The sequence below is a fragment of the Methanobrevibacter sp. genome (assembly GCF_017432245.1).
Lineage (GTDB): Archaea > Methanobacteriota > Methanobacteria > Methanobacteriales > Methanobacteriaceae > Methanobrevibacter.
Genome location: NZ_JAFRJO010000045.1, coordinates 1 through 12,434 on the forward strand (window position 1 = coordinate 1; position 12,434 = coordinate 12,434).

Here is a 12,434-nt window from a genome sequence, read left to right on the forward strand (position 1 = left end):
ATCAACATTCTTGTAAGCACCAGGTGCCTCTTCAGCTAAAACAGGAGCGGAATTTGCTTTTACATGAATTCCTTTTGCATTCAATTCCTTCTCGATTCCATCTGCAGTGAATTGTTTTTTAGCAGCAGTTCTTGATAAGACCCTTCCTGCACCATGAGCAGTAGATCCGAAGGTCTCTTCCATAGCAAGATCAGTACCATGCAAAATGTAAGATGCGGTACCCATAGTTCCAGGAATCAATACAGGTTGTCCTACGTCTCTGTATTCCTTAGGAATTTCACGTCTTCCAGGACCAAATGCACGAGTAGCTCCTTTTCTGTGAACGAGAACTTCCATATGGGAACCTTTTACCTTATGAACTTCCTTTTTAGCAATATTGTGTGCAACATCGTAAATAGTGCTCATGCCCATATCATCAGCACTGCGGGAGAACACCTCCTCAAAGGATTCTCTAACCCAGTGGGACATCATTTGACGATTTGCCCATGCATAATTTGCACCAGCAGCCATAGCTTTCAAGTAACCTTGTGCCTCTTTGGAATCAATAGGTGCACATGCCAATTGCCTATCAGGAATATTAATTTTATAATTTCTATAAGCCTTATCCATTTGTCTTAAATAGTCAGAACAGATTTGGTGTCCACATCCTCTTGAACCACTGTGAATCATAATAGCGATTGATCCTGCTTCAAGGCCAAATGCCTTTGCTACAGTTTCATCATAAATCTCTTCAATCTTTTGAACTTCAAGGAAATGGTTTCCAGAACCTAATGAACCTAACTGAGGAATTCCTCTTTTTTTAGCCTTATCACTTACAATAGCAGATTCGGCATCCTTCATTCTACCGTTTTCTTCCAAGAACTTAAGGTCGTCTTCCCAACCGAATCCACGTTCTACAGCCCACCAAGCACCATAGTCTAAAACCTCATTGATCTCATTATCCTTAAGTCTGATTTGACCTTTACTTCCTACACCTGATGGAATGTTCTTAAACAATACTTCAGTAAGCTCCTTAAGCTTAGGCTTGATTTCGTCTTCTGTTAAGTTAGTTCTAAGCATTCTAACTCCACAATTAATGTCAAAACCTACTCCTCCAGGACTTACAACACCATTATTGTAATTGAAAGCTCCTACACCACCAATGCTGAAACCATATCCGAAGTGAATGTCTGGCATAGCTATTGATGCACCTTGAATACCTGGCATGCAAGCTACATTTGCCACTTGCTCAAGAGCTCCCTCTTCAATATCCTTAACGGATTCATCATCAAGATACAATCTTCCAGGAACTCTCATTTCCTTTTTATAACTACTTGGGAGTTCCCATACATTATCTCTTACTTTTTCAAGATTTTCTTTAACTGACATAAATATCACTGAATAAGTTAAAATAACAATTTAATATTAAATATTTAAAATAATAATTTTGTATAAAAATTGTTTGTATAAAAATTATGAATTTCAATTATATTTTCAATATAATTTCTAATATGATATTATAGTTATGTTTTATAATACATTTAAAATTAATTGTTGAAATTGAAACTAACAAAATCAAGAAAAGGGATATTTGAAAAGATGCCTTAAAAAATTGTATAAAACCAATTAATCTAAAAAAAGTAAAAATTGATGTATGGTGTAAAGGATTAAATGATGGTTATTGAGTTTTTAGTGTTTAAAAAATGATAAAATAAAAATTAAAATTTAATTTTAAAAACACATTGATTAAAGGATGTAAACTATGTAATTTATAAAATCTAAATATTTATGAGATGTTCTTTTTAAGAAATTGCACGATAATATTCATAAATCTTTAGTAGTTTTTATCCTATATGGTTACATCCTTTAATAAACAATGGGTTTGGTTTTGTTTAATTATACCCAGCTCATCATTTCTGGGCCTGGAGCTGCGCTAACAGCTAAAATAGATAAAAGTAATACTGTAAGAACTACAAATATTACCATGCAATCTTTAAAATCGATTCTAATGTTGTGGAAGTTCATAGGATCCATAATACTGGTTTTTCTTCTTAAGTCACAAGTAGTGTTAGTATGCTTTATCATTTTTTCACCTCATTTTTAATTTAAGTTTTCTTATAAATTTTCTCTCTGTAATATTAGTAAGTTCTAAAGCATATATAAAAAAAGAGAAAGAGAGCATTTGAAAACTAATATGGGGTTTGATTTCAAGTGTATGTAATTAGGGCATTAAAATCTATTTTTAAGCCTGTTTTTTCAAGGAGTTTATATAATATTAAAGTTAAATAATAAATTGTTAAAATTAATATTGGTGCATAGCTATGGAAAATAATGAATCAAAACCAGATAAATATGATTATTTTGATGTCACTGCAGACATCGGATTTCATGCCTATGGGAAATCCCTAAACGAGGCATACGAAAATGCAGGGCTCGCTATGTTCAATGTTATAACCGATATAAGCAAGGTAAAAAAAGATGAATCTAGAGAATTTGAAATAGTTTCAGAGGATTTGGTTTCTCTTTTATACGATTATTTAGAAGAGCTCTTATTCCTGCAGGATACAGAGTTCTTGTTCTTTTCTGATTTTAAAGTGAATATTGAAAAAATAGTGGATAGCGAATCTTCCAATCTGGAAAATTATAAATTGACTTGTTTTGCTTGTGGTGAAGAAATAGATTGGAATGTTCATAGCCCAAAATCTGAAGTTAAGGCCATCACTTTTCATAAAATGTGTGTAAAAGAAGATGATGGGGTCTTTAAGCTCAGAGCTATTTTAGACTTATAATTTTATATTCTTTTTGAAAATAATAAAAAATAGAATTCTAATTAAGAATAGTAAATAATAAAAAAAGAAAAAGTTTTGATCAAACTTTTTTAAAAGTTTGAAAGGTAGGATATTAAATCTAAAGGTTGCAGCGTTTAATATCCTCAGGTGAAAATCTTAAAATGATTTCTCTTGAATTTCCTCTAACTCCTTTTCCAGTGAACTTAGTGTCCACCAATCTTAAGAATTCAAGTTTTTCAAGAGTCCTGTTGAATGTAGCATAGCTAACTCCTGCCTCTTCCTTGAATTGTTTAGACAAATCGCCAGCAGTTAATATTTCATCACTATCAACAACTGCTCTAAGCAAAGTCCTTTCAATGTCATTTAAGGAATTGATGGTTTCCATCAAATTAATGGAACCTTGTTTGGATACTGCTTCTTCAACATGCTCTAAAGTAATGGACCTGCTTGCATTTGCTTCTGCAATATTACCACATACTCTAAGAAGGTCAATTCCAACCCTTAAATCTCCCACTTCAATGGTATGATTAGCTATTTCTTCAATGATTTCATCTGAAATCACACCATGATAAAATCCAGCTCTAGCCCTATCTTGAAGAATGCTAAATATTTCAGAATAGGTGTAAGGCTGGAATGTGATGTCTTGAGGGATGAATACAGTATTTACATTCTTATCAAGGGCGTATCTAAATTCCAAATCTGAAAGAATAGCAAAAATACCTGTCCTTACTCCTTCAAATTCCTCATAAGCCCTTAAAATATCATAGAATATTTTATTTGCATGTTGGGTTTGGAATAAATAATTAACATCATCAAAAGCAACAATCAATGCTTTATCATCAGCAGAAAGCTTGTTCATGACTTTTTCATATACTCTTGAAAAAGGAACTCCTGTTTCTGGAGGTTGATGTCCAAATAATTTTTTATGAATCTGAGAAAAGATTCCAAAACGTGTTGTGTGCAATTGACAATTAATATAACAGCAAACAACATTATCAGTGTTCCTTTCCACCAATTCGAAAACCTTTTTAAGTGCTGTTGTCTTTCCTGTAGCACATGAACCCATAATGACTGAATTGGTAGGGCGTCCACCTTGAATGGCTGGTCTGATGCACATAGCCATTCCTTCCATTTGACTGTCCCTAAAATTAAAGTTTTCAGGCATATAATCAGGATTAAATGCATTTATGTTTTGGAATAATGTTTCATCTCCCATCAAAATATCTTCTATTGCCATATAGTTTATTATATGTTAACTTATATAAAAAAGTTCTTTAATTTTGAATAATAGCATACAAATTTAATAAAAAAAAGAAAATTCATAAAAATTATTGAAAAAGGAGAATGAGAAAAAATTAGAAAAACAAGAAAATGAGAGAATAAAATAAGAAAATAAGAAAATAAGGAAAGTGAAAAAGAAAAATGAAAAGTGAGAAAAATGATTACTTGTCAATATCAACTAAATTAATCACTTTTACATCAGTGTTTTCCTTTATCCAAGCAAGCAATCTCTCTGCAAAGATTAACTTTTTGGTTTTAACCTCATCTGCAGGACCTGTTGCCCCTTCGATGTTAGGTCTTGAATATTTGGTTACAGTTGTTCCAAAATCCATTCCTGCAAGAACCATTTCTTTACATCCTAATGCAAGGGTGAAAAACATTGCCCTATCCCCATCAGTAAATCCACCAAAGTTGTATAAATGACCTATAGGCACTGATTGGGTGGTTCCAAGAATCTTATCAAAACGGGTAGTGTAGGTATCAATAAGCTCTTCATTGTTTCCATGGGCATGGATGACAAAATAAGATCCCAATGAATTGGCAGCCAATAAATCCTCCATCTTGCCGTCTAAATCTGTGGCAACAATGTCTGGAACAAGGTCCTCTTCAAGCATTGCAGTTGTAGCGCCATCTGCAGAAACAATAAGATAATCATTCAAGTCATAATTTTCCTTTACATATTCAATATGCTTCTTTATGGAAGGGCCTGCACCAACAACAATGAATTTTGAAGTGTCCTTTTTCTCCATCATTTCATCAAAGAATTGCTCAATTGTCAAGCAACCTTTTTCATCAAGAATCTTATCCAACAATTCTGCGGTTTTTTCATCATCTTCTCTTAAAAATCCGAGAGTTTCAAGAATTTCCTTATACCATCCTTCCCATTCATTAAAATCCATATTTACACCTTATAATTAATGCCTTAATAATTAACGATTATGATTATAATTTAAAAATTAAAATTCCCAATCCTCTAAATTACTGATTTTACCACCAAAACTTACACTTAAAGGAGTCAAACTAGGTCTTCTTTCAACCAAAAGACAATATCCATCTGTTCCCTCTTCATAATCTTCAACCAGTTGAGGAACATTCATGACTGTATCGTTTCCATCATCATCCACTCTCTCAAGAATATTGAAGTCCAACATCCTATCTGCAAGAGTTGTTATCTTGATCTTGTCAGAAGACGGTTTGGATGGAATATTCAAGTTAAATAAATCAACTCCCTCTGGAAGACCTTCATCCAAAACCTTCTTAACCACTTTAGCAAGAATCTCTTGAGCAAAGCTATAATCTGTATCAACATACCAATTGCCCTCTTCATCCTGTTTGAAGCAATCATCATCCAAGAACAGTGAACAAGCAATAGCTGGCACTCCAAGACCAACAGCTTCAAGTGCTGCACAGACAGTTCCGGATGTGGTAATCTGCAATCTGCTAATGTTGATTCCTGGATTGATTCCAGTTACAACAAGGTCTGGCTTTTCATCGCAAACATAATTAACACCTACATTAACTGAATCTGCTGGAGTTCCAGACAGCCCATAAGCTTCACTACCATCAGCCAATTCATACTTGTCCAAATACATGTGTTTCATTATATTGACTTTACGGCCTACAGCGCTATTGTTTTCCTGAGGAGCTACAACAACAGTATTTGCAATGCCCTCAAGTGCCTGTTTAGTAGCTAAAATACCTGGACCAAGAACACCATCATCATTGGATATTAAAATAGTTTTCATAAAAAGCCTCTTAGAATTTTTTTAAAGAATAATTTTTCTTGATAATACTATATTTTTAATAATACTTATAAATTCTTAAATGATTTCATGAAAAATGGAAATAAACTAAAAAAATAGAATGAAAAAATAGAAAAAATGAAAAAATGGAAAATAAAAAAGAAAAATTAAGAATTCTTAAAGAAGTCAAAAACTTTAGAAATCCTATTTATTGAAGGCATTGCAATGTTTTTAACAAATTTAATCTGATAATTGAATCCAAATAACTCAAATTCAGACTTTACAGTGTCCAATTCATTTGGAATGTCCAATGACTGAGGACATAATCTCTTGCATCTGCCGCAATGATTGCAAAGACCTGCGCTTGCTTGCTTGTTGGCCACTCCTCCAACAACCATATAGTAATTCATCATGGCATTGGAAATAGGCCCAATTCCTTTCTTATTAAATAAGTATTTTTCATTGTAAATCTTAAAGCAATCTGGAATGTTTACTCCTTTAGGACAAGGCAAGCAATAGCCGCAACCGGTACAATTGATTTTCATCATTGAGTCAAAAATATCCTGTGCCTGCTTCAACACATCCCTTTCATCTTCAGACAATGAATCGATTTCAACTCTGCCAGCAATTGCCATATTTTCCTTAATCTGATCAAGAGAGCCCATACCAGATAGGACACATGTGATTTCCTTTTGATTCAAGATCCAGCTAAAAGCCCAATCAACAGCAGACCTGTTGGAATCAACACTATCGAATAGGTTTTGAACCTTTTCAGGCAATTCACCAGCAAGGATTCCTCCTTTCAAAGGCTCCATGACAAACACTGCAATGTCCTTTTCATAAGCGTATTGAATTCCACGAATTCCTGCTTGAGCATTGACATCTGAATAGTTGTATTGGACAAGAACCATATCCCAATCAAAATCATCAAGCAATGTCTTGAACTCATTGGGAGACCCATGATAGGAAAATCCTATATTCCTTATCTTTCCATCAGCTCTTGCCTTTTCCAAAAACTCATACAATCCCAAGTCCTTAAGTCTCATTACACTTGACAAGTCAACATTATGAACAAAATAATAGTCAATTGAATCTGTTTTAAGCTTTCTTAACTGCTCATTTAAAAATGCATCCATATCCTCTCTGGACCTTACCATCCAGGAAGGCAATTTAGTGGATAACTTTACTCTGTCCCTATACTTAACTCCTTCAGAATCAGTGAGACTTAAGATATCCCCTAAAAACGTTTCACTTTCTCCACCATGATAAGCATAAGCTGTATCAATGAAATTCACTCCATTTTCAATTGCATATAGAATGTATTCCTTTGATACTTCCTTATCAATTGAATTGTTCTTTGTGGCAAGTCTCATTGCTCCAAGCCCAAGCGGAAACAATTCATCCCCATTTCTTTTTACTATTCTTTTATTCATTTTATCACATAAACAATTAGAAACTTGACAAGCCAATACAAAGATTGCTTAATTTTTAGGCCTTATTTTCAAAATAACAAGTTCAGAATCAGTTCCCCATCTAAACGGATAATCCATAGAACCTACACCAGTTGTAACATGCAAATACTTGTCTTTTCCATCAATATTCTTCTTAAACAAGCCCATATTATACATGATTAAATTTCCTATCCAAACAACTGGATAAAACTGTCCTCCATGGGTATGGCCGAACAATTGAATATCAAAGCCTAATCTTGCAAATTCCTCCCAATTTTGAGGAACATGGTAATTGATGACATTGACTTTATCACCATCAACAAAGGACAATAATTCATCTGCACTTACAGTTTCAATTTCATCAAAGCTGTAAGTCAATCCAAAGATGTTCAAATCATTGAATGCCATTCCTTCATTGTCTAATATAATAATTCCTGCTTTCCTGCATGCATTGTAAACATTTTCAATTCCAGGATAAAAATCATGGTTTCCTGGAGTGAATACAATAGGAATATTCACATCTTTCAAAGGAAGAAAATCATCCTCTTCAACAATGCAGGATCCATCAGCAAGGTCTCCGGAAATGATTGCCAAATCGCATTTGTCTTCTATTTCCCTAATCTTATTTGCCAAATCCAGAATATGCTTTTTATGTCTGATGGAACCGTAATGAACATCTGAAAGATGAAGAATGTTTATATCTTCGACAATATTGTCCAATTCAATGGTTTTCTCATGAACAATTATCTTATGAGCATGCCAATAGCTATAAACGGTTATTATAGGAATCAAGAGAATCAAGAGAACAATAACGTAAAATGGAAGTTTTATGAAAACTCCAAGAGCATAAATCAAAACTATATCAAAGAAGAAAAACAATGACATCCAAATCCAAATTCCAGATATTTCATCTAAAAGACGTGTGATGAACCTTGATTTCCTCTCTTCAAAGAGCATAGGAACCGTGTTCAGTAAAATGAACAATGCAGTCAAGAGGAATATGTAGATGTCATCTAATCCGCCGAACAATAAAAACAGGTATTTCATAAGGAAAAACTCAAATATTGCAATTAGTGGAGTGGAAAACAATACCCTTCTTGTTCTAAAGCTCATAAGAAAACCTCTAATATTAATCTTTAAAAAGTCATTTATAAAATTATCATAATTAACCAAATAAAGAAATGAAAGTGCCGACAAAATATTTAAAAACTATTAAAAAGAAAGTTTATATATGGCTTGACATATTTTATAAATATAAATTTAATATACATCAATTAAAATATTATAAAATAAAAATCATTATAAAAATTAAATAAAATCAAGCATAATTCTTATTATAAATTGGAGGAGAATAAATGAACGAAATATTATTAATGCTCCCTGGTCCAACAACTGCAGACCCAAGAGTATTGCAAGCAATGGGAAAAGCTGTTGTAAACCACAGAGGAGACGAATTCGGAGAAATCTATACTGAAACCACTCAGTTAATGTCTAAAACTTTCCAAACTGAAAATGATTCTTACATCCTTACTGGTTCAGGAACTTCTGCAATGGAAGCAGCTGTTTCAAACCTTGTTAACAGAGGAGACAAAATATTAAACGTTGTTGGAGGAAAATTCGGAGAAAGATTTGCAGATATTTCAAAAATGCACGGAATCGAATCCGTACCTTTAAATGTCGAATGGGGAACTGCTGTAACTGCTGACCAAGTGCAAGAAGCATTGGAAGCAGATGAAGACATCAAAGCAGTGACTATGATTCACAACGAAACCTCCACTGGAGTGGCTGCACCTATTCAAGAAGTAGGGGAAGTCATGAAAAACTACGATGCATTATTCATTGTAGACACTGTATCCTCCTTAGGTGGAGACTATGTAGATGTAGACAAGTTCCACATTGACGCTTGTGTAACCGGATCTCAAAAATGTCTCGCTGCACCACCTGGACTTGCAGCTATCACCTTCAATGACGATGCATGGGCCGCATGTGAAAAGGTTGAACCTAACAACTACTACTTAAACATGCCTAAATACAGAGCAAACGGTAACAAAACTCCTGCTCAAACTCCTTACACCCCATCCGTTTCATTGATTTACGCAATGAAGGAAGCTCTTGAAATCATTCAAGAAGAAGGACTTGAAAACAGAGTTGCAAGACACCACCAAGCAGCAGCTGCAACCAGAGATGCTGTTAAGGCTTTAGGTCTTGAATTATTCCCTGATGAAGCAGTTTCATCCGCAACTGTAACTGCAGTTAAAATACCTGAAGGTGTAAGTGATGATGACATCAGAGGAACCATGTTAAACAAATATTATGTTCAATTAGCTGGTGGACAAGACCATCTTAAAGGAAACATCATCAGAATTGGACACATGGGTGTAATCAGTTATAAAGAATTAGCTATTACCTTTACTGCATTAGGATTAACCTTAAAAGGATTAGGTTTAGTAGACGATGCAGGTGCAGGTGTAGCAGCTCTTGCTGACCACTACATCTAATTGAACTTTCAAAAAAGTTTAATCAAAATTTATAATAGTTTTGAGTTATTACTCTTAACTATCTTTTTTTATTTTACTTATTTTATATTAAAATTAAAAATAAATCTCTTCTTACTTATTTTATATTAAAATTAAAAATAGAATCTTTTTTTACTAATTTTATATTCATGAAAAATAGAACTGCAATAAAACTATCTTTTAGGCAAAGGAATATTCTCTTCACATACACAAACATCCGCTAAAAACGGATGGTTGGACTTGAAAGCCTTGTCAATAGCCAAATCAAGATCCTCACGGGATTCCACTTTCATTGAATCAATCCCATAAGCTTCACCTAATTTTACAAAATCGGGATTTATTAAATCTATTTGATACTTATCCATATCATAAACTGTCTCTTCCCATTGGCGAATGATTCCCAATTGTGAGTTATCAATGATAAAAATAACTATATTCAAATCATATTCCCTAATTGTAGCCAATTCCTGAATGACCATCTGAATGTCCCCATCACCACATATGACAACGACTTGATCATTTGGATGGGCAATAGCAACACCAATGGAAGCAGGCAAACCATAACCCATTGGACCGAATCCTCCTGAAAAGAGAAGTTTACCGAACTTGTCATTTTTGGAAAGCAATGTTGTCCATGTTGTATGAGTGCCTGCATCTGACAGGAAATAGCTGTCCTTGAAAGCATTTACAATCTTATTGATTGCATAAGGAGGCCTCAATGGAATGTAATTATCTTCAACATCCTCAATTCCATCAACAATCAACTCTTCATAATTAGAGTAGATTTCATTAATCCAATCATTATACCGTATAAATTCATTGTTCTTATAATCTTTAGATTCAATTTCCTTTAGCAATAAATCCAAAAAGTCTGATGCATCCATTGAAAGATTAATATCACCCTTAAGGCAGCACTCATCAATATTTACATGAATTATCTTATCCTTTATATCATCATAGTCACAGGCCGCAATGGTTCGCTCGGATAACTTTGCACCTAAAACCAAAATGCAGTCTGAATTCGCATATGCATAATTAGCAAGTGAAGTTCCCCTCAGACCAACAATGCCAAGGTTCAATTTATCGCTTTCACTGATGATCCCTTTAGAGTGAAAAGTAGTTGCGATAGGCACCCATGTTTTACTTACAAAAGTGCTTAATTTATCGATAGCTTTGCCCCAAACTATACCATTTCCTACAATGACTAATGGTTTTCGTGAAAGCTTGACTTTTTCAATAGCTAAGTTGATATTGTTATCTACATCTTCCACACTATTTTTTGAAAAAGAGTTAAATTTACTATGGAAATCATCACTGAACACTAAGTTTCCACCATAATAAATGAAATTATTGTCAAGGATAGTTACCAATTTATAGAAATCATCAAAACTGGAAACTTCTTCATCGAATATTTCCAAATTAGAATCAATATCTTCAAAAATATCATGACCAAAAGATACCATTATTTCTTTCAAGTCAAGACCATCCAAATCAATCTCATCAAGAAGAACATCTTTAGAGAGGTTAATATGAACTGGCCCTTTAGGATATTTATGAAGCATGACTAAAGCTTCAATTAAATTAAAAATAGCAGATTTTCCAGAAGAAGGATGAAAACTCTTAATTGTAATATTTTCAAAAACACTGTTGATTGGGGAATTTTGAAAAATATCTTCATCCTTTTTTGAATAGTCGTTATCTCCTGTAATGACAAGAAGAGGCACAGAATCCTTACATGCAGTAGCTACCCCCATAACCAAATTCATAGCCCCTGGACCTGCAGTGGAAATGCATAACCCATAACTACCTGATGAACGAGCATAAGCATCTGCTGCATGAGCCGCCCCTTGCTCATGCCTTGTTAAAATATGCTCAATGGAAGAATCCTTTAAAGCCTTATAAAATGGAAGTATCTGCTCTCCAGGATGTCCGAATATATGTTTGACACCGTCTTCCTCAAGCAATTTGATCAATGCTTCTGCAGTATTCATATTATCACATATTGAATGAAATAAATTAAATAAAATTAAATGAAATTAAATGAAATTAAATGAAATTAAATGAAAGCAATAAAAATTGAATAATTAAAAACTAAAAAATAAAATGCCTTAATAATAAGTGGATGAATTGTTAGAGGTATTGTTTGAATACATCTGTTGCAGCTCATAATCGTCTACAATTATTCTTGCCTCTAAACTATTATAAACATTATTTAGAATTGTCAAATCCTTTGAAGATATTAAAATATAGTTATTTGACATTCTATCTTCAACAAATACCGTATAGGTTCCACGATTATTGTTTTTATAATAAGTGAAATTTCCATTTTTAGCTTTCTCTGTACCTAAAACTTCCTTTTTAATATTGTTAAATCTTAGAAGCCCTTGTGCCCCTGTAATTGGGGATCCATTATTAAAGCTTGTAATGTTTAGACCATAATCATAATCGGAATAGTAATGAATGTCCAGATTATCAGCATATTCAGATACTTGATCAGTTACAGGGACGCTAGCAGAGCATGAATTTGTTAAATTGATTTGATGATAAGTAACATCTCTGCCTGGTTCAAAGATCAAGTATGAACCTACACATAATAAACAAAATACAGCAATTATTAAAACAGCCATTTTCTTATCCATATAATACACCTTTAAGATAATATTAATTATGTTTTTA

At 33.4% G+C, this 12,434-nt stretch carries 11 protein-coding genes; 2 read left to right on the plus strand and 9 right to left on the minus strand.

Features of this window, described 5'->3' with window-relative positions; all coding sequences use genetic code 11:
* Both IJI80_RS03775 and IJI80_RS03780 read right to left on the minus strand, forming a co-directional pair.
* A partial coding sequence (locus tag IJI80_RS03775; RefSeq protein WP_292787771.1) for an RtcB family protein occupies nucleotides 1-1,368 on the minus strand: 1,368 nt, incomplete at its 3' end.
* A gap of 507 nt (nucleotides 1,369-1,875) precedes the next feature.
* Nucleotides 1,876-2,064 (minus strand): hypothetical protein, encoded by a 189-nt coding sequence (locus IJI80_RS03780; RefSeq protein ID WP_292787773.1) that lies wholly within the window; start codon nucleotides 2,062-2,064, stop codon nucleotides 1,876-1,878.
* Between the two features lie 236 nt (nucleotides 2,065-2,300).
* Here IJI80_RS03780 and IJI80_RS03785 point away from each other — a divergent pair, with 236 nt between their 5' ends.
* Nucleotides 2,301-2,768 carry an archease gene (locus IJI80_RS03785; protein ID WP_292787774.1) on the plus strand — a complete coding sequence of 156 codons (468 nt, stop codon included), beginning with the start codon at nucleotides 2,301-2,303 and terminating at the stop codon, nucleotides 2,766-2,768.
* Between the two features lie 118 nt (nucleotides 2,769-2,886).
* Here the strand turns inward: IJI80_RS03785 and IJI80_RS03790 are convergent, their stop codons facing one another.
* The 5 genes from IJI80_RS03790 to IJI80_RS03810 all read right to left on the minus strand — a co-directional run bounded on the left by IJI80_RS03790 (nucleotide 2,887) and on the right by IJI80_RS03810 (nucleotide 8,355).
* Nucleotides 2,887-4,014, minus strand: a complete 1,128-nt coding sequence (locus IJI80_RS03790; RefSeq protein ID WP_292787787.1) for an ORC1-type DNA replication protein — start codon at nucleotides 4,012-4,014, stop codon at nucleotides 2,887-2,889.
* A 196-nt stretch (nucleotides 4,015-4,210) separates the two neighbouring features.
* Nucleotides 4,211-4,948, minus strand: coding sequence for a 6-hydroxymethylpterin diphosphokinase MptE-like protein (locus tag IJI80_RS03795; RefSeq protein WP_292787776.1), 738 nt, complete (start codon nucleotides 4,946-4,948; stop codon nucleotides 4,211-4,213).
* A 57-nt stretch (nucleotides 4,949-5,005) separates the two neighbouring features.
* Nucleotides 5,006-5,794: a 5'/3'-nucleotidase SurE gene (gene surE / locus IJI80_RS03800; protein WP_292787778.1), complete on the minus strand. Its 789-nt coding sequence runs from the start codon at nucleotides 5,792-5,794 to the stop codon at nucleotides 5,006-5,008.
* 164 nt (nucleotides 5,795-5,958) lie between these two features.
* Nucleotides 5,959-7,224: an aldo/keto reductase gene (locus IJI80_RS03805; RefSeq protein WP_292787779.1), complete on the minus strand. Its 1,266-nt coding sequence runs from the start codon at nucleotides 7,222-7,224 to the stop codon at nucleotides 5,959-5,961.
* Between the two features lie 48 nt (nucleotides 7,225-7,272).
* Nucleotides 7,273-8,355 (minus strand): metallophosphoesterase, encoded by a 1,083-nt coding sequence (locus IJI80_RS03810; protein WP_292787781.1) that lies wholly within the window; start codon nucleotides 8,353-8,355, stop codon nucleotides 7,273-7,275.
* Between the two features lie 242 nt (nucleotides 8,356-8,597).
* On the opposite strand from IJI80_RS03810, the gene IJI80_RS03815 reads away from it, so the two are divergent.
* Nucleotides 8,598-9,740, plus strand: a complete 1,143-nt coding sequence (locus tag IJI80_RS03815; RefSeq protein WP_292787782.1) for an alanine--glyoxylate aminotransferase family protein — start codon at nucleotides 8,598-8,600, stop codon at nucleotides 9,738-9,740.
* A 191-nt stretch (nucleotides 9,741-9,931) separates the two neighbouring features.
* Here IJI80_RS03815 and IJI80_RS03820 read toward each other — a convergent pair whose 3' ends face one another.
* Nucleotides 9,932-11,749: a thiamine pyrophosphate-binding protein gene (locus IJI80_RS03820; protein ID WP_292787783.1), complete on the minus strand. Its 1,818-nt coding sequence runs from the start codon at nucleotides 11,747-11,749 to the stop codon at nucleotides 9,932-9,934.
* A gap of 117 nt (nucleotides 11,750-11,866) precedes the next feature.
* The gene (locus IJI80_RS03825) at nucleotides 11,867-12,397 is read right to left on the minus strand and encodes a hypothetical protein (RefSeq protein WP_292787785.1); all 531 of its coding nucleotides are present in this window, start codon (nucleotides 12,395-12,397) and stop codon (nucleotides 11,867-11,869) included.
* Nucleotides 12,398-12,434 lie beyond the last annotated feature (37 nt).

What these genes read in the sequence shown, in the direction of transcription:
- IJI80_RS03780 (WP_292787773.1), bottom strand. Translation starts at nt 2,064, where the DNA reads ATGATAAAGCATACTAACACTACTTGTGACTTAAGAAGAAAAACCAGT.
- IJI80_RS03785 (WP_292787774.1), top strand. Translation starts at nt 2,301, where the DNA reads ATGGAAAATAATGAATCAAAACCAGATAAATATGATTATTTTGATGTC.
- IJI80_RS03795 (WP_292787776.1), bottom strand. Translation starts at nt 4,948, where the DNA reads ATGGATTTTAATGAATGGGAAGGATGGTATAAGGAAATTCTTGAAACT.
- surE (WP_292787778.1), bottom strand. Translation starts at nt 5,794, where the DNA reads ATGAAAACTATTTTAATATCCAATGATGATGGTGTTCTTGGTCCAGGT.
- IJI80_RS03805 (WP_292787779.1), bottom strand. Translation starts at nt 7,224, where the DNA reads ATGAATAAAAGAATAGTAAAAAGAAATGGGGATGAATTGTTTCCGCTT.
- IJI80_RS03810 (WP_292787781.1), bottom strand. Translation starts at nt 8,355, where the DNA reads ATGAGCTTTAGAACAAGAAGGGTATTGTTTTCCACTCCACTAATTGCA.
- IJI80_RS03815 (WP_292787782.1), top strand. Translation starts at nt 8,598, where the DNA reads ATGAACGAAATATTATTAATGCTCCCTGGTCCAACAACTGCAGACCCA.
- IJI80_RS03820 (WP_292787783.1), bottom strand. Translation starts at nt 11,749, where the DNA reads ATGAATACTGCAGAAGCATTGATCAAATTGCTTGAGGAAGACGGTGTC.
- IJI80_RS03825 (WP_292787785.1), bottom strand. Translation starts at nt 12,397, where the DNA reads ATGGATAAGAAAATGGCTGTTTTAATAATTGCTGTATTTTGTTTATTA.